The following is a 17,729-nucleotide window of genomic DNA, read 5'->3' on the forward strand; positions in this document are numbered from 1 at the left end:
AGTTCGTTGAGCATCTCTGGAGAGAGACAGAGGATCTCACTCCTGTTGAAGCCCCCCTACCATTGGATGAACTAGCCGATCAAGTTGCAGCTGCATTTGGCCTTGAGCCCGAGGCGTTGCGGCATGGAAACAAGCGCAAGGAACTAGCCAACGCACGTGCAGTCTTGTGCTATATCGCAACCAGAAAACTGGGCTATAGCGGCGTCAAGTTATCAAAGACCCTTGGTCTCTCACCTTCCGGAATAGTCTTGGCAGCAAAAAGAGGTGAAGTTCTCTACGACAAAATGCCTATCCTGCACGCCATTGGCTGAAGCAACTCAACGAACTCAACTACGTCCCCCTGGTCCCCCCCAAACGGTTCATTCAATCATGGCTCAACAGGCGCTGTCGGAGTTGGCCAAGTAACCGGATACAAATAAACCGGAGTCCCCCAAAAGGAGGGCTCCGGTTTACGAAACCGCGCTACGCCCATCATCTCGCTCTCGATGACTCGTACATCCCTCTCGGTAAATTACATATTGCTCTAGATGACTCGTGCATCGCGTCCGATAAATTACTTATCGCTCCCTACGACTCGTGCATCGCATTTGGTAACTTATTAATCGGTCACGACGACTCGTGCATCGCGCTTGACAACTTATTTATCGCTCCTGACAACTCGTGCACCGGTCTCGATAACTTATGTATCGCTCCCGGTGACTCATGCACCGCTCTATGTAAATTACATATCGCTCTCTACAACTCGTGCACCGCTCTCTGTAAATTACACATCGCTCTCGGCGACTCACGCACCGCTCTCTGTAAACAACACACCGCTCTCTACGACTCGTGCACCGCTCTCTGTAGATTACATACCGCTCTCTACGACTCGCACATCGTTTTGTGTAACTGACACAGCGCTCTCTATAATTCGCAGAACGCTCTGGGAAATCCATGCATCACTGGGAACGGTGCTCGCGCACCATCTTGGTGAGCAGACGGTCGAGTGCGGAGGCGAAACGATTGCGGTCGGTGCGGCCCAACTGGGCAGGTCCGCCGATCAGCAGCCCATCAGTCCGCAATTCCGCCATCAGATTACGGTAGGAAAGACGCTCGCCGACGTTCTCCTCGGTGTAAAGTTCGCCGCGCGGGTCAAGCGCAACTCCACCCTTCTCGACCACACGGGCAGCAAGCGGAATGTCGGCGGTGATGACGAGGTCGCATGCCTCGGCATTCTCGGCTATGTAGTCGTCGGCTACGTCAAAGCCTGCCTTGACACGTACGGAAGTTATCAGCGAGGTGTGAGCGCGCGAAAGGTCGGTGTTGGCTACCAGACAGACCGGCACTTTCAAACGCTCTGAAGCGCGGAACACAATGTCCTTTACCACTCGGGGACAGGCATCTGCATCAATCCAAATCTTCATTCTCTACTCCAGCGATACCACCTTCGGCACGTTGTGATTGGCGGAAAAAATTCTCTCATAGGCAGCGTTGCACGCTACTACAGCGAACCTGCCCTGTCAACGCGACAGCCCGGCTGTCGCTTTATGAGCGTTATTTTTAACCGAAAACAAATTATAAGATTGACATGGTGCAGGAGATGCTATATGTTTACGCATCCGCGGATTCCCGGAACACTAACACAGCAGCAATATGGGAGAAGTAAGTAAATGGTAAACGGAACTGTGAAATGGTTTAACGACAGCAAGGGTTTTGGCTTTCTCGAGCAGGAAAATGGCGAGGACGTATTCGTTCATTTCTCCGCTATCAACGGCGACGGCTTCAAATCCCTCACCGAAGGCGACAGCGTAACTTTCGAGATCGTAAAGGGACCGAAAGGGCTTCAGGCAGCTAACGTTTCCAGGGCTTAATCACATAGCGTAGAACTTTATCGAAGGCCCCGGAGGAATCCGGGGCCTTTTTCGTTTCTTGGCCGTAAACCTACCCCTCCCCCTTCCTCCCCTTCCAGGGGAGGAAGGTTAAGTGACCGACCCTCCGTTTCCAAGGGAGGAAGAGGTTAGCCCCTGCCTCATGGTCCGCAAATAGGACACCCTTGCATGGAAAGCGGCTTTTCCAGGCGACACTCCTTCAGCAGCGCCTCGTCCTGAAATATCTCCCTGGTCGGCCCATCCGCCCTCACCTCTCCGCCACTAAGCACTACGGTCCGTTCGCACAGGTCCAGCACCAGGTCGAGATCGTGGCTGGTCACAATCTTACTGTGCTTGAAATCCTTCAAGAGGTTGATCAATTGCCGACGGGCGTACGGGTCGAGTCCGTTGCCGGGTTCATCCATGACCAGTATGTCGGGCGACATGGAAAGGACGGTGGCGATGGCAACCCTCCGCTTTTCGCCGGCGGACAAATGATAAGGAGGCTTGCCGGCTAGGTGCAGCGCATCGACCTGACGCAGCGCATCCTTTACGCAACGCTCCAGATCCTCGCCGCTCAAGCCCAGGTTCATCGGGCCGAAGGCGACATCCTCGTACACGGTGGGCATGAATAGCTGGTCGTCGGGGTCGTGGAACACCATGCCGACGGTGCGTCTGATCTCTGCCAGGGTGTCGCGCCCGACGGGGAGATGCCCGACCCGCACGGTGCCTGAAGTAGGGAGCAGGTGCCCGTTCAGGTGGGCTAGCAGGGTCGACTTCCCTGCACCGTTCGCGCCTATGACGGCGACGGATTCCCCATGTACGATGCGGATGGAGACCTCGCGCAGGGCTTCGGTGCCATCGGGATAGACGTGGCGCAGGCGATCTATTTCGAGTATGTGATGACTCATGGCAGTAATCCTGTGAAGAGCGCGCCGACCGAATGGGTGACGTTGGAAAGCCTCAAGGCGATACAAAGGAAGACCCAGATGGAGAGGAAAGCGACGTCGGCGAAGCGCAGGCGCGCCTTGACCTGCTCTGGAAAGGTTCCGGAGAATCCACGCGCCAGCATCGACATGTGCATGCGCTCGGCCCGCTGCCAGGTCCGCAGCAAAAGATGCCCGAGGAGCGAGGCGTAACTTTTCAGGCCGCTTCCTTTCCTGCCGAAGCATCGGAGTTCCCTGGCCTTGGCGGCGCGGCCGCCTTCTTCGGCCAGGACAAATAGGTAGCGGTAGAGAAACATGAGCTGCAAGGCAAAGGGGCGGGGCATGCCGAGGCGCTGCAGGGCGCGGCAGATGGCAGGGAAACCGGTGAGGGCGGTAAGCGTGAAGACGGCGCCCACGGTGAGGCCGGTACGGAGCACGATGGAGGCGAAGGAAAGCCAGCCGCCGGTAACCCGGAGAGCGCCTAGCTGCAGCAGCAATTGGCGGTCGAAATACGGGTTGCAGATTCCTACGGCGATGGCAAAGGGAGCGACCAGCGCCACCTTCCCCAACAGGTACCGGGTTGGGAGTTCCCCCACCGCGATCAGGAACGCTGGAAAAATAAGAAAAGGGATGAGGGGGGAGATCTGGTAGCGGTCGAAGGAGACGACGCAGACGATGAAGACCAGCGTGGCGAGCACCTTCGCGCGGGCATCGAGCCGGTGCAGGAAAGTGGTACCGGAGGCCAGTTGATCCAGCCGCTTTAAATCCAGCAGCGCAGCACTAATAGATGCCATGGACCGGTCCACAAAGGAGGTGGGCTTCAGGCATCGGGGGTCTCCACCCTTTCCTTTCCTTTCTTCAACAACGCCCCGGCAACGCAGACCAGGGCAAGGGTGAGGATTGTGCCGACTACTCCCGGAACGGCGCTCGCGGCATCCGGCAGAGCACCGGCACCCCTTGGCAGTGGGCGGGGCGCGGCACGCTTTACGGCGTAATCGGGGAACCAGGCGCTTTTCTCCTGCAGCTGAGCGAGAAGACCATGCACACCCTCTCCCGCACCGGGAGCGGCGACTTTGCCCCCCGCCTTAGAGAGCGACCATTCCAGCCCGTCCGGGTTTTTGGAAGCCAATTGGGAAAGGAAGCCGCCGGTGACCAGGGCAATGACGAGGAAGGCGAGCAAGACTGCGAAGCGGGAGCGCCAGGCGTTGCCAGCCGGAGCACGCCGCAACAGTTCCGGGCGCGCCTTGCGCACGAAGGAAAGGATGGCGACTGTCACCGCCCCCTCGACCGCACCGATGGCGAGGTGTATGGGCTGCATCAGCAACAGAAAACGTTCCAGGGGAAGCGAAGAGATACCCGACAAACCGGTTTCCAGCACGACGGCCAGGGAGCCCAACTGCATCGCCACTAGCGCTGATATCATGACGGCCGCGGTTTCCCGCCATTTGCCGGGCGCGCCGCCGGGGACCGGCTCCGCAAGGTGCCTGTCCCCTTTGGAGATGCCCCCCTTCGAGAGGACGCGGTACAAGAACGGGTATACCAGAAAGGAAGGGATGACGCCCAGGTTGAAGATGTTGCAGCCAAGCGCTAAGAGGCCGCCGTCGGCAAAGAAAAGAGCCTGCACCACCAACACCGAGGCGATGGTCAGGAAGGAGGCCGAAGGGCCGAGCAGGACCGCCAGCAGCAGGCCGCCGCCCAAGTGACCGCTGGAACCGGTCCCCGGTATGGAGAAGTTGATCATCTGCGCGGCGAAAAGAAAGGCTCCCAACACTCCCATCAGGGAGGCCTGGCGGTCGTCCTGCTCCCGGCGCAGTTGGGCTGAACCGAGGGCGATGGTCCCTGCCGAGACCGCCCACATGATTCCTCCCACCGCCGGGGAAAGCAAAGCGTCCGCCATATGCATGTTGCCTTCTCCTTTGTGCAGGGCGATCAGCGAATCGAAGGGGGACAGGCACCTTGCGGAGCCAGTCCCCTCGTAGCACGAATCTCACATAAGTAACACCGCAAGATATACAAGATGGTCATAGCACTGTCAACGCAATATTGCCCTGCAACAGGGGCAAGACGGCTGTAATAGCGTATACGGTTTCGATGTTACTTGGAGAGTCGTATTGAAACTGGTCAGGCGCTTGGAGACGAAGAACTCTTTTCAGATTTAGAGGGCAGGATTTCGAATAAACCCCCTTCTCTTTCCTTTAAAATGATGTTAATGTCTCGCCCTGCAATGGCCCGGCACTACCTGTTGGAACAGTTTTCCTCCGCACCAAAGTCCATTCTTTCTTTGCTGATGCAAGGAGCGTTACCCAATGGCCGCCTCAGAAAATAAAGCAGTCCATTTCACCGCAAACTGCACGGTGCTGCTGGCTTTCTTCGTCGCGCTCTTTTTCCCTGCCGGGTACTTCGTCGTGAGTTACCAGTATGTGGTAGGGAGTCTGGAGACCGAAGCCGAGATCAACGCCAGAATTGTAGGCGGGTTGATCGACGAGACACCCGGATCGCTGCATACTCAGGCTCACCGGCTGGAGGGTATGCTTCCGCAGAACCAGAATTCGGGACACCCGGACTTCAGCAGGATCCTCGACGCCGACGGCCGGGTGCTTGCCACCAGGGGGGAGCCGCCTGCCCAACCGACCATCACCAAGTCGCACGACATCTTTTTCGCCGGAAAGACCACCGGCAGCATGGAAATCAGCCGCTCGCTCAGGCCTATTCTGACGAAAAGTGCGCTGGTGGCCGTTTTCGGTCTCTCCATCGGGCTGGTGGTATTCATACTTCTCCCCTTCCGCGCCATCAACCGCGCCAACCGCAAGCTGCAGGATTCGTACAATTTCCTTACCAAAGTCATGGAGAGCAGCGCCAACGCGGTGATCGTGCTCAATCCGGACGGCAAGATCGCCATGGTCAACGGCCGGTGCACCGAGATGAGCGGCTACCGCCGCGAGGACCTGTACGGCTCGGAAATCGACCGGCTGCTCTGCCCGCAATCGTTCGACACGGTCCTGGAGCAGCTGCGGCAGGTGTCGAGCGGCGAGGCCGAGATCGTCAAGTTCGAGACCGACCTGCTCAGAAAGGACGGCAGCACCATTGCCATCGCCTGCGGCGCGACCCCGGTATACCAGGAAGGGCGTATCGCCAGCACGGTGCTCTCGGTGGAGAACATCACCGAGCGGAGGCATTCGGTCGAACAGCTCAAAGCCGCCAAGGAATACACCGAGAACCTGATCCAGGCTGCGTGCGTGATGATCCTGGGGCTCGACCTGAAAGGGAACGTGACCCTTCTGAACCGCACCGCCGAGGAGGTGACCGGGTATGCCGCCGACGAGCTGATCGGAAAGAACTGGTTCGAGACGGTGATGGGGGCCGAAGCTTTCTACAAGATGTGCACCATCCCGGGGATGGTTGGCGAAAGCGTGAACCGTTGCGCCTTCGAGAACCAGATCGTCACCAAGGAAGGGCTTGTGCGCACCATCTCGTGGCGCAACAGCGCCATTATCGAAAAGGACGAACGGCTGGGGACGCTCTGCTTCGGGATCGACATCACCGAGCACCGCAAGATCGAGGCGCAACTCAGGCACTCGCAGAAGATGGAGTCCATCGGGCAGTTGGCCGGCGGCGTGGCCCATGACTTCAACAACATGCTGAGCGTGATCATGGGGTACGCCCAGCTCTGCCAGATAGAGGTTGAGGAAAACAGCTCGCTTTGGCTCTACCTCCAGGAGGTCGTCAAGGCGGGCGAGCGCTCGCGCGACATGGTGAGAAAGCTGCTCGCCTTCTCAAGGAAGGAGATTATCTCCCCCAGGGCGGTGGACCTGAACATGCACTGCATCGAGACGGAAAAGACCTTGAGCCGCCTGATCGGCGAGGAGATCAAACTCGACTTTATCCCTGCCACTACGCTTTGGACCGTGAAGATCGACCCGTCGCAGGTGGACCAGATACTGATGAACCTGGCGGTCAACGCCCGCGACGCCATGCCCGAAGGGGGATGCCTGACTATCAGCACCGAGAACGCTACAGTGGACGAGGCATTCTGCGATTACCGCCTCGACGCGCGCCCCGGAGAGTATGCCTGCCTCACCGTGGCGGATACCGGTTTCGGCATGGACAAGGAACTCACCAAAAGGATCTTCGAGCCTTTCTTCACCACCAAGGACGTCGGCAAGGGAACCGGACTCGGGCTCGCCACGGTTTACGGCATCGTCACCCAGAATGGCGGTTTCCTCGACGTCGACAGTGAACCGGGAGAAGGAACCTCGTTCCGGATCTACCTGCCGCGCCTGAAGGACGAGCCCGTGGAAGAAGCAAAACCGTGCCCCGACCAGCCCAAAGGATCGGGCACGATTTTGGTCGTAGAGGACGACCCCATGCTCCGGACCATGGCGACCCAGATGCTGGAAAAGATCGGCTACCGCGTCATCCAGGCCGAGGGGCCTCAAATCGCTCTTTCCATCTGTGCGGATCTGACCACGTCCATCGACTTGGTGCTGACCGACGTCATCATGCCCGAGATGAACGGACTGGAGATGGCACGGGGAATCGCCGCACTGCGCCCCGACACCAAGGTGCTCTTTATGACCGGTTACTCTTCCGACGTCATTGCGAGCCACGGCATCATTCAACCAGGACTGCACTACGTCGAGAAGCCGTTCAACATGGAGGGGCTGCATGCGAAGATCCTGGAGATTCAGGCGGCCTGACTTTCAATAGCTGCACGCGTCCAGACTGAAAAGGGACAAGCTACTTCACAATAAGTAGCCTTGCCCCTTTTTTTTGCCCAAATAGAGTCAGTCTGCTAGACTAGGACAGTCATTTAACGGCAAGACAGGCGAGGAGATTCTAAATGAAAAAGTCACTGCTTATTCTTTTGCTTGCGCTCATGGTCCCACTGATCTTGAACCAAGGCACTTCAGCCTGGGCTGACAGCTATCAGCAGGAGTATTATCAGCCGGGCGCGGACCTCCTGATGCCGGACGAACTCGACGAATTGCTGGCCCCCATCGCCCTCTACCCCGACCCGCTGATCGCGCAGATCCTGCCGGCTGCGACCTTCGTGGACCAGATAGACGACGCGGCGCGCTTTGTCAGGCGCTACGGCCCCGGCCGGGTCGACTACCAGTGGTGGGATTTAAGCGTCAGGGCCATCGCCCACTACCCGCAGGTCCTTTACATGATGGATCAGAACCTGGATTGGACCGCGTCACTCGGGCAGGCCTTCATCGAACAGCCCCAGGAGGTCATGGACGCTATCCAGAGGCTGCGCGACGACGCCAGGGCGGCCGGCAATCTCTACAGTACCTCCCAGCAGCTGGTGATCTTCGAGGCAGGGACCATCAGGATCGTTCCGGCCAGGCCGCAGTACGTCTACCTGCCGGTGTACGACCCCTACGTGGTTTACTACGAGCCCTACTCCCCCTCCTACCCCTTCATCACCTTCAGCGCAGGGTTCACCATCGGGGCCTGGCTCAACCGCGACTGCGACTGGCGACAGCACCGGGTGTACTACCACGGCTGGCGCGGCAACGGATGGGTGAGCAGATCACGCCCGCACATCCACGACCGGCGCGGGATCTACATCAACCAGCGCGCCTCCAGCATCACCGTCAATACCCGGGTGGTTCAGCGGGACACGCGGGTCTATCGCACCGAACTGCGCGACGAGGGGCTGCGCTGGCGTGGCAGGACAGGCGGACGCAGCGAGCCCGCCCGCGTGCAGACGCGCCGTGGAACCGCTACGCCGGGTGCGAGGATCGAACAGCGGCGCCCGGGGCAGGCAATCCAGCCCAGGCCGGGCCGGGTCGAACCGCAACGCAAGGGGCAGACACCGCAGCCGGCTCCGGGCCGGGTGGAACAGCAGCGCCCCGGCAGGACCGAAAGCGCACCTCCGGGACGGACACAGCAGCGCCCGGGAAGAATGGAGGCGGCGCCGTCCGGCGAGAACCAGCAGCAACGCCCATCCAGGATAGAGCAGCATAAGGCACCGGCCGTGCAGCAGGCGCCTGCGGCACCAGGCCAGCAGCCGGCCGGCACGGAGCAAAAGGAGCGTCGCCGGCAACTAAGGCAGATAAACCGGCCGCCTGCTACCCCTACCAGCGAGGTCCCGCGCGCGTCCGTCCCGGCGCCGAGCACAGCTACGCCGCCGGCGAGGGTGCTGGAGACCCCGCCGACAAGGGTTACCCCACCCCCGGCGGCCAGGCCGTCGGTCGTTCCGGCGCCGGCGCCCCCGGTTGCGCCGAGGGAGATCGAGACGCCTCGCCCCTCAAGGCCTGAACGGGAGTCTGGAGAGGGTGCAGGAAGAGGCGGTGGACGCAGCGGCGGTGAAAGGGCGGAACCAAGGGGGGGACAGCGAGAGGAAAGAGATGCTCGATAAAAGATAAAGAGGAACCGGAACAAAGAGGGGACAAGTCATCGACTTGTCCCCTCTTTTTCTCAGGTCGCTTTGAAGAGGTCCAGTGCCGCCAGGGCCAGGCCGGCAACACCTGCCCGAATGGTCGGCTCTGGGAGTGGGGCGAACAGAGGAGAATGGTGCGAAGGAAGCGGCACTCCGCTTTTCCGGCTCGCCTCGAAGCTTTCCGGGGCGGCTGCGCCCAGCCAGAACATGCAGATGGGAATCTTCCCTTCCAGGCTCCATGAGCCGAAATCCTCACTCACCATCTTCGGTTCGCTGCGGTAGACGTTGCCGGGGCCTAAGGCCAGGCGCAGCGAAGCCGCCACTCGTTCGGCCAACTCCGGGTCGTTGTAGATCGCCGGATGGGAGACCTTCACCTTCACGAGCGGAGACCGGTCATCGGGCACCCCGGCGACCAGCGCCACGCCGGCGGCCATCCGGCGCACCGATTCGACGATACGGTCGCGAACGCCGTCGTCATAGGTCCTGACGCTGAGTTGCAGGACGACCTCGTCCGGTATCACGTTGCTGGCTGCGCCGCCGTGAATGGAGCCGACGCTTAAGACTGCCGGTTCTCTGGGGTTTTTCTCCCGGCTGACGACGGTCTGCAGGGCGAGCACCAGCTGGGCGGCCATGACGACCGGGTCCTTGCCGCACTCGGGGGCCGAGCCATGGGAGCCGACGCCGCGGACTACGACCTCCAGCTCGCACAAGCTCGCCATGAAGTTCCCCGGGGCGTACCCGGCGCTGCCGGCCTTAAGGTGCAGCGTGCTGTGCAGCGCCAGGACAAAGTCGGGCTTAGGGCAGTAGCTGTAGGCGCCGTCATCCAACATGGCGTCCGCACCGCCCCCCCCCTCTTCGCCGGGTTGGGCGACCAGAACCAGGGATCCCTGCCAGTTCCCCCTGAGCCGCGCCATGAGGCGCGCCACCCCCAGCAAGACCGTGACATGGATATCGTGCCCGCAGGCATGCATGACCGGCACCTCGTAACCGTCGCGGTAGGTCCCCTTGACCTGGCTGGCATAGGGAAGGCCGGTCTTTTCCTGAACCGGGAGCGCGTCCATGTCGGCCCGAAGCAGCACAGTGGGCCCGATGCCGTTGGAAAGAACGGCGACGACGCCGTAGCCAGGCCAGTCGTAATTGCGGTATCTTCCCACCCTTTCGGTAACCGTGTAACCCAAGGCGTGCAGCTCGGCGGCGACAAGTGCCGAGGTCTGCTCCTCCTGCCCCGAGAGTTCGGGCTGAGCGTGCAGCTGCCGGTAGATGGCGGCCAGGGAGGGGAGTTCAGCTTCAACCATGCCGGTGAGAGTGCCGCTGGTTCCTTGGTCGTTCATACGAAATCGCACCTACTGTATCGGAGGTTATGGTTGCGTGGCAGTAACGGGGACAACAGCGTCTGCCGCGCCGCTGGAAGCCGCAAGGGTACTATGGATAAAAAATCTAATCAACATCCGATGTGCAGCCTGCGACAAATTTGCATGGAGTAAGGGCGTTGAACGGGCGGTAAATTGCCGTCATCGGTGCAGGCATGACTGTTAATCGGGCAACTGTGAGAGCCCCGCAAATGTACAGAACTATCCGCATATTGAAAAACAAGCAGTTACGCGATGGCATGTTCTGTGTAATAACATGGATAGCCATAAGGAGGTGGCCCCTATGCCTGTGTCCATAGACGAAAGCAGATATTTGACCGCAGCCGAAACAGCCGTCCTGCTGTCTACCACCGAAACCAAGGTTCTCATGCTGGTGAAGCGGAGAGTGCTGGAGGGTGAACTTTACGGCGACATCTGGATGATCAGCAGGGCCTCGGTGGAGAACTATGATCCCAAGAGAACTGAGGCGAAAGATGAACTTTCCTGCCGCACCGGTTGCAGCAGTTCCACCTGCGGTTGCCACTAGACGGGGAATGCCATGGGAATAAGCATACGCGCATCGGATCTGAAGTACCGTTACCCGAAGGTAGTCTCGACCAGGTTCGCCCCCAAGTTCGCCGGAAGCGGCGACAGGGAGCCCTTCAACCGGGACGACCTGTACGAAATCATACCGGTTCTTGAGGCGGCGATGGATCATCTGGAACGTGACGACGCCACGACGCTGCATTTCATGGAGGACCTGATGAATCAGGATCTCCCCCGCTTCCTCAATACCCGCGCCGAGGTCTTCGACTTTCTCACTGGTTGCACCAAGGAGATGCTGGAGCTGAGTCGGTGACGGCATGGAGTGAAGTCACAGCTTATGCCTCTTTCGTCCCTGCGCTGCGCGCGGCGCTTTGATCCTCCGCTCTATACGGACGAGATAGCTCCCCCTCCCCCGCCGATTTTCTCCATGACAGCCCCTCTAAAGCGCTATGCGGCATCTCTTTGAATCAGTCCCAAATTGATACTGCCGGTTGCAAACTGATACAGATTGGTTAAAGTCTTCAGCGGGTTCAAATGAGGGAGTTGTCATGATCATACACATCGTCAGACACGCAGAAGCAATAGAGAGAAGTCCCTTGATACCCGAGGAGCACCGCTTCCTCACCCGGCGCGGGAGAAGGCGCTTCAGGAAAACCGCCAAGAGCCTGGACACCCTGGGAATCCAGCCGGACATAATCCTCACCAGTCCCCTGGTCAGGTCCGTGCAGACCGCCGACATCCTGGCGGAGAAGCTGCGCTACAAGCGCGAGCTGGCCGTATCCGGCCCGTTGGCGCCGGGGTTCCGGCCGGAAGCGCTTGAAGATCTGCTGAAGACCAACCCGCAGGCGCGCGAGATCGTCCTCGTGGGACACGAGCCGGACTTCGGCCTGTTGGTTCAGGCGCTTTTAGGGGTGCAGGAGCCGTGTGCGTTACCCAAGGGGGGAGCCGTCTCGTTCAAAAGGGGGTTCGACGGGGGCGAGGCGAGTTTCCTCCAGATGGTCACCGGTTCTGGGAAGATCATCACCTCCCGCAGCAAGGCGCTGGACCGCCTGCAAAACGACGGGCGATGAACGGCTTCATTCAAACCACAACCGATTGAACGACAAGGAGCGTGCGCGATGGTGCAGTCAACGGCGGACCTGAAACGACTCAAGGGGGTCGGCATAGCCCTGGAAAAACGTCTCTTCGACGCAGGTTTCGACAGCTTCGCCAAGATTGCCGAGGCCGGAGAGGAAGGACTGAAGAAGGTACGTGGCATGAGCCCGCGCACTGTGAGCTCCATCGTGGTGCAATCACGGCAGCTTGCCGGGACGGCGCCGCACCGGGAAACGGAACCTGCGGACGCCATGCAGCAGCGCGTTGCCGAGGTGCGGGACAAGGTGGAGACCCTGGCGGAGAAAACCCGGGACCGCTTCGGCGAGGAGATGAGCGACAAGTGCGGTAGAAAACTCAGCTCAGATCTGAACCGGATCGAGATGGCGCTGCTCCAGATGCACGATTTCGGCAAGAAACGATGCAAACGCGCAGACAAGGCGCTGTTAAAGGCGGAGAAAAGAGTCACAGGGCTGGAAGACGCCACTCTCAAGAAAATACGCAAAGGGTTTAAGAGAGCAAAGAAGGCAGTACTGAAAGCTCTCCGTTGATACTGTGTCTGCAGTCCTTCCCTGCATTGCCAGAGGAGCTCTCTCTTGGTACAATCCCTGCCATCCTGTCATCTAAGAGACCCACTAGCATCGGGCGCTACTGCCCGGCGTAAAGGGTGCGGGGCAGGCGCGAGGAGAACCCCTTGAAGCATACCCGGCTTGCCGCCATCGACATCGGCACCAACTCCATCCGCAGCATAATCATCGAGGCCTCCGGAAACGGCAAATACAAGATCCTCGACGACGAGAAGGTGCTGGTGCGACTGGGCGAGGGCCTGCACCAAAGCGGCGCCATCTCCCCCGCCGCCTGCAGCCGCGCGCTGGAAGCCCTTTCCCGACAAAAGAAAATCATAGACGGCTACGGGGTAGCCTCCATCGAGGCGGTTGCCACCAGCGCGATGCGCAAGGCGAGTAACGGCGCCGCCCTGGTGCAGGCCATCAAGGCCGCCACCGGCGTCGAGGTGGAAGTCATCAGCGGCGAGGAGGAGGCCGAACTTGCGGCACTGAGCGCCGCGCACAATTTTGAGCTGGAAGGGGTCAGGCACCTTATCTTCGACATCGGCGGCGGGAGCATGGAGCTTATAGCCGCGCTCGGCTCCCATACCGAGGAGATGATCTCCCTGGAACTGGGAGCGGTTTTCCTCACCGAGAGCTTCCTCAAGGGTGACCCGGTGCACCCTTCCGAGCACGAAAAACTGCGCAAGCACGTCCGCAAGACGCTGAAGCGGGCCTATACCGGGGAGCGCAGCGGCATGCAGTGCCTGGTAGGCTCCGGCGGAACCGTCACCTCGATCGCGGCCATGGTTGCCGCCACCAGAAAGGAGAAGTACGACTCGGTGCACGGCTACGAGCTGCTACGCTCGGAGGTGGTGCACCTTCTGGCCATGCTGGTCAGAAAGAATGACAAGGAACGGCGCACCGTCCCCGGGCTCAACCCGGACCGATCCGACATCATCGTGGCCGGGGTCACCGTAGTCGACGAACTGATGGATTTTTTCCAGGTGAACCTGCTCAAGGTGAACGAGCGCGGCATCAGGGAAGGATTAATACTGAGGGGGCTGCGGCGGCAGAATCTGCTCCCCCACGAGAAAAGGACCCGCTCCTGGCGCAACTCGGCGCAGGAGTTCGGCCATTCCTGCCATTTCGACCAGGATCACGCGGAGCACGTGGCCAAACTGGCCCAGCAGGTGGCGAAGGCTTTGGCGCCCAAATTCAAGCTGGCGGAACGGGAGCTGCGGCTGCTGGAGGCGGCGGCGCTTTTGCACGACGTCGGCTATTTCATCAACTATTCCAGCCACCACAAGCACTCCTACCACCTGATCCGCCATGCCGACCTCTTCGGCTTCACCCCGCGCGAACGGGAGTTGATCGCCAACGTCGCGCGCTACCACCGCAAATCGATCCCCAAGAAAAAGCACGACCAGTTCGTGCGGTTGCCGGCAGCCGACCAGTTGCTGGTTTCGCGCCTCGGGGGGATACTGCGGCTTTGCGACGGGCTGGACCGGCGCCGAAACGGCGCGGTGCAAGAGCTTCGCTGCCGGCTCGCGCCGGACGACACGCTGCGCGTGACCCTGGTAGGCTATGAGGACATGTCGGTGGAACTGTACGGCGCGAAGGCGAAGGGGGACCTGCTGCAGGAGGCTTTCCATCTGAAGCTTGCGCTGCAGACAGCTGAATGAAAAAAGGACCCGGCAGGCGCCGGGTCCTTTTTTTGGCTCTATCAGCAAACGACGTTGGTAGCAGAAGGGACTGGCCCTATGCCATCCCGGCGAAGGCGTCCTGCTCTTCGCTGGTGAACATCCGGTCGAGCTGCAGCATAAGCAGCAACTGCTCCGCGTGCTTGATGACCCCGCAGATGAAGTCCTGGTCGATGCCGCCGGCGGCTATGCTGGGAGGAGGCTGGATCTCGGCGTTGGAAATGCGGATCACCTCCGACACCCCGTCGACTATGAACCCCATCAGCTTGCCGTCGATGTCCATCACCATGATCCTTGTGTGCTGATCGTCTTCGGTGCTCGACATCCCGAAGCGGTTGCGAAGCGAGATGATGGGAATCACCTTGCCGCGCAGGTTGATGATCCCTTCCACGCTGGGGGGGGTGTTGGGGATGTGGGTTATCGGCGTCATCCTGATGATTTCGCGCACCTTGAGCACCTCGACTGCGTACTCCTCGGCGCCGAGATTGAAGCTGACCAACTGGATGAGTTCGCTTTTCGATACACCGGCTTTTACCGGCACTATGGCTGTCGACATGTGTTTCCTCCGGGGAATGTCTTGATCGTCGTCTTGAATTGGGCCCGGGGATTTAAGCCCCCCCGGTCGCCTACTTGTCGATTATCGGCAGAATAGGCGAGTTCTAAAGCGAAAAAAGAGTTGCACGTAGGTACGAGCCAACGGTGAAAGCGAACGAGTCCCGCTCGCCAAACGGTCAGAGCTTCCCTTGAGGCTCCGACTGTACGAGCGGCAAGGGGCTTACCGGCCTCAGGCGCCAGATCTCCTCGTTGTACTCGGCTATGGTCCGGTCGGTGGAAAACTTGCCGCTGCGCGCGCTGTTGACGATGCTCATCCGGGTCCATGCTTCCCGGTCCAGGTAGGCTGCTGCCGCGCGTTTTTGCGCCTGCACGTAGCTGCGGAAGTCGGCCGCGACCATCCACGGGTCCCCCGGGTTCGCGATCGCCTGGATGATGGGGTCGAAGAGCCCCGCCTCGAACATGTTGAAGTGGCCGCTGGTCAGCAATTGCATTACCCGGTTCAGGTCGGGATCGGCTGCGATGATGCCGGCCGGGTTGTAGCTGCGGCGCTGATGCTCCACCTCTTCGGCAGTCCGGCCGAAGACGAAGAAGTTCTCGTCCCCCACCTCCTCCCGGATCTCGATGTTGGCGCCGTCCAGCGTGCCGATGGTGATGGCGCCGTTCATCATGAACTTCATGTTTCCGGTCCCGGAGGCTTCTTTGCCGGCAGTTGAGATCTGCTCGGACAGGTCGGTTCCCGGGCAGATCACCTCCATGGCGGTCACCCGGTAGTTGGGGAAGAACGCGACCTTGAGCCGGTCGCCGACCAGGGGATCCTCGTTCACGACCTTGGCGACGTTGCCGATCAGCTTGATGATCAGTTTCGCCATGTGGTACCCCGGCGCCGCCTTGCCGCCGATCAGCACGCAGCGGTTGGTCCATTCCCCGGTGTCGCCGCGCTTGATCCGGTCGTAGAGATGGATCACGTGCAGCACGTTCAGGAGTTGGCGCTTGTACTCGTGAATCCTTTTTACCTGGACGTCGAAGAGGCTCTCAGGGTTGAAGGGGACCCCGCACTGGTCGAGGACGACGGCGGCGAGTCGCTCCTTGTTGGCCTGTTTCACTGCGTGCCATTTACTGCGGAATTCGGGATCGTCAGCCAGGGGTGCCACCTGCGAGATCCTTCCCAGGTCGGCGATGAACCCCTCCCCTATCCTGCCGGCGATGAGCGAGGCGAGCCCGGGGTTGCACTTGACCAGCCAGCGCCGCGGGGTGACGCCGTTGGTCTTGTTGTTGAACTTCTCCGGCCAAAGCTCGTAGAAATCCCTGAAAAGCCCTTGCACCAATAGTTGCGAGTGGAGCGCAGCGACGCCGTTCACCGAGAAGCTCCCCACGATGGCAAGGTAGGCCATGCGCACCTGAGGCACCGGCCCCTCCTCGATGATGGACATGTTGCGCAGCCGTTCATTGTCGCCGGGCCAGCGGCTGGAGACCTCGGCGAGAAAGCGCGCGTTTATCTCCAGGATGATCTCCATAAGGCGCGGCAAAAGCTGCCGGAAAAGCGGCACCGGCCATTTCTCCAGCGCCTCGGGGAGCAGGGTGTGATTGGTGTAGGCCATGGTACGGGTGGTGATCGACCACGCCTCGTCCCATCCCATCCCCTTTTCGTCCATGAGTAGCCGCATCAGCTCCGGGACGGCGCAGCTTGGGTGGGTGTCGTTCAGTTGGAACACGTTCCTCTCGGCGAAGTGGCCGAACACCTCTCCCTGCCGGTGCTTCCAGCGGGCAAGGACGTCCTGCAGGCTCGCCGAGGCGAGGAAGTACTGCTGCCTGAGCCTCAGCTCCTTGCCGTTCTCGCTGGCGTCGTTAGGGTAGAGCACCATGGTGATGTTCTCCGCCTCGTTCTTCATCGCCACCGATTCGGTATAGCTCCCGGCGTTGAACTCTTCGAGGTCGAAGGCGTCGGTGGCGGCGGACTTCCAGAGCCTGAGCGTGTTGACGATGCCGTTTTTGTACCCCGGGATGGGTAGATCGTAGGGAACGGCGAGGATATCGTGGGTGTCGAGCCAACGGTAGGTGAGGCTCCCGTCGTCGGTGCGGCTGCACTCGGTCCTCCCGCCGAAGCGGATGCGCTGGGTGTACTCCGGGCGCTCCATTTCCCAGGGGTTGCCGTCGCGCAGCCAGTGGTCCGGCTCCTCGACCTGCCTGCCGTTTTCGATGCGCTGGCGGAACATGCCGTACTCGTAACGGATGCCATACCCCATCACCGGGAGCTGCAAGGTGGCGCAGCTGTCGAGGAAACAGGCGGCGAGCCTTCCGAGGCCGCCGTTGCCAAGCCCCGCATCGATCTCCTCCTCCGCTACCTGCTCCAGGCGAATACCAAGTTGCTCCATCGCCCTGTGGGCGGCGTCGTCGAGCCCCAGGTTCAGCATGGCGTTTCCCAGCGCCCGCCCCATGAGGAATTCGAGCGAGAGGTAGTAGCCGGTCTTGGTGTCGGCATCGATGTAGGCGTAACGGGTGTTGTTCCAGCGCTCGATCAGGCGCTCCCGGACCGTGAAGGCGAGGGCCTGGTAGTTGTAGCGGATGTTGCGGCAATTCCTGTCGCGTCCCAAGTGATGAAAGTAATGGTGGGTGAAATCGTTCACCAGGCTCTTCGCGTCCATCGGCAGAGGAGGCAGGTCTTCAAGTCCGGGGGCGCAGAGGATGTCAGTTTCGGTATTCGCCATCGGTCATGCTCCTTATGCTGGAATTTGGTAACTGGAATCCGTTCCGGATTCGGCAACCGCTACAGTGTACCTA

At 60.4% G+C, this 17,729-nt stretch carries 15 protein-coding genes and 1 pseudogene; 9 read left to right on the forward strand and 7 right to left on the reverse strand.

Annotation, left to right across the window (positions count from 1 at the left end):
- A pseudogene (locus K419_RS22180) lies at positions 1-311 on the forward strand (hypothetical protein); the annotation flags it as partial.
- A gap of 627 nt (positions 312-938) precedes the next feature.
- On the opposite strand, the gene K419_RS0116000 reads toward K419_RS22180, so the two are convergent.
- Positions 939-1,403 (reverse strand): YaiI/YqxD family protein, encoded by a 465-nt coding sequence (locus K419_RS0116000; protein WP_026842467.1) that lies wholly within the window; start codon positions 1,401-1,403, stop codon positions 939-941.
- A gap of 246 nt (positions 1,404-1,649) precedes the next feature.
- Here K419_RS0116000 and K419_RS0116005 point away from each other — a divergent pair, with 246 nt between their 5' ends.
- The gene (locus tag K419_RS0116005; RefSeq protein WP_012530655.1) at positions 1,650-1,850 is read left to right on the forward strand and encodes a cold-shock protein; all 201 of its coding nucleotides are present in this window, start codon (positions 1,650-1,652) and stop codon (positions 1,848-1,850) included.
- Between the two features lie 158 nt (positions 1,851-2,008).
- On the opposite strand, the gene K419_RS0116010 is transcribed toward K419_RS0116005, so the two are convergent.
- Genes K419_RS0116010 through K419_RS0116020 form a run of 3 tightly spaced genes read right to left on the reverse strand, consistent with a single transcriptional unit; the run spans position 2,009 to position 4,676 of the window.
- Positions 2,009-2,758 carry an energy-coupling factor ABC transporter ATP-binding protein gene (locus K419_RS0116010; protein WP_026842468.1) on the reverse strand — a complete coding sequence of 250 codons (750 nt, stop codon included), beginning with the start codon at positions 2,756-2,758 and terminating at the stop codon, positions 2,009-2,011.
- Positions 2,755-3,567: a cobalt ECF transporter T component CbiQ gene (gene cbiQ, locus K419_RS0116015; RefSeq protein WP_026842469.1), complete on the reverse strand. Its 813-nt coding sequence runs from the start codon at positions 3,565-3,567 to the stop codon at positions 2,755-2,757. Before cbiQ ends, K419_RS0116010 begins: the two co-directional genes overlap by 4 nt.
- Positions 3,568-3,593: 26 nt before the next feature.
- Positions 3,594-4,676: an energy-coupling factor ABC transporter permease gene (locus K419_RS0116020; protein ID WP_026842470.1), complete on the reverse strand. Its 1,083-nt coding sequence runs from the start codon at positions 4,674-4,676 to the stop codon at positions 3,594-3,596.
- A gap of 403 nt (positions 4,677-5,079) precedes the next feature.
- On the opposite strand from K419_RS0116020, the gene K419_RS0116025 reads away from it, so the two are divergent.
- On the forward strand, positions 5,080-7,470 hold the full coding sequence (locus K419_RS0116025; RefSeq protein ID WP_026842471.1) for a PAS domain-containing hybrid sensor histidine kinase/response regulator: 2,391 nt from the start codon (positions 5,080-5,082) through the stop codon (positions 7,468-7,470).
- Positions 7,471-7,613: 143 nt separating this feature from the next.
- Entirely contained in the window at positions 7,614-9,140 is a 1,527-nt protein-coding gene (locus K419_RS0116030; protein WP_026842472.1) for a DUF3300 domain-containing protein, read from the forward strand.
- A gap of 59 nt (positions 9,141-9,199) precedes the next feature.
- On the opposite strand, the gene K419_RS0116035 is transcribed toward K419_RS0116030, so the two are convergent.
- Positions 9,200-10,492: an amidohydrolase gene (locus K419_RS0116035; protein ID WP_026842473.1), complete on the reverse strand. Its 1,293-nt coding sequence runs from the start codon at positions 10,490-10,492 to the stop codon at positions 9,200-9,202.
- Between the two features lie 322 nt (positions 10,493-10,814).
- Here K419_RS0116035 and K419_RS0116040 point away from each other — a divergent pair, with 322 nt between their 5' ends.
- The 5 genes from K419_RS0116040 to K419_RS0116060 all read left to right on the forward strand — a co-directional run bounded on the left by K419_RS0116040 (position 10,815) and on the right by K419_RS0116060 (position 14,378).
- Positions 10,815-11,057, forward strand: a complete 243-nt coding sequence (locus K419_RS0116040) for a hypothetical protein (RefSeq protein WP_026842474.1) — start codon at positions 10,815-10,817, stop codon at positions 11,055-11,057.
- Between the two features lie 12 nt (positions 11,058-11,069).
- Positions 11,070-11,369 (forward strand): hypothetical protein, encoded by a 300-nt coding sequence (locus K419_RS0116045; protein ID WP_026842475.1) that lies wholly within the window; start codon positions 11,070-11,072, stop codon positions 11,367-11,369.
- 235 nt (positions 11,370-11,604) lie between these two features.
- Complete coding sequence (locus K419_RS0116050) at positions 11,605-12,126, forward strand: SixA phosphatase family protein (RefSeq protein WP_026842476.1); 522 nt, start codon at positions 11,605-11,607, stop codon at positions 12,124-12,126.
- 48 nt (positions 12,127-12,174) lie between these two features.
- Positions 12,175-12,699: a helix-hairpin-helix domain-containing protein gene (locus K419_RS0116055; RefSeq protein ID WP_026842477.1), complete on the forward strand. Its 525-nt coding sequence runs from the start codon at positions 12,175-12,177 to the stop codon at positions 12,697-12,699.
- A 143-nt stretch (positions 12,700-12,842) separates the two neighbouring features.
- Positions 12,843-14,378, forward strand: coding sequence for a Ppx/GppA phosphatase family protein (locus K419_RS0116060; protein WP_026842478.1), 1,536 nt, complete (start codon positions 12,843-12,845; stop codon positions 14,376-14,378).
- 76 nt (positions 14,379-14,454) lie between these two features.
- Here the strand turns inward: K419_RS0116060 and K419_RS0116065 are convergent, their stop codons facing one another.
- A complete protein-coding gene (locus tag K419_RS0116065) occupies positions 14,455-14,952 on the reverse strand; it encodes a chemotaxis protein CheW (RefSeq protein ID WP_026842479.1) in 498 nt (165 codons plus the stop codon).
- Between the two features lie 175 nt (positions 14,953-15,127).
- Positions 15,128-17,656, reverse strand: coding sequence for a glycogen/starch/alpha-glucan phosphorylase (locus K419_RS0116070; protein WP_026842480.1), 2,529 nt, complete (start codon positions 17,654-17,656; stop codon positions 15,128-15,130).
- Positions 17,657-17,729 lie beyond the last annotated feature (73 nt).

It is taken from the genome of Citrifermentans bremense R1, from assembly GCF_000426865.1.
In the GTDB taxonomy this organism is placed as follows: domain Bacteria; phylum Desulfobacterota; class Desulfuromonadia; order Geobacterales; family Geobacteraceae; genus Geomonas; species Geomonas bremensis.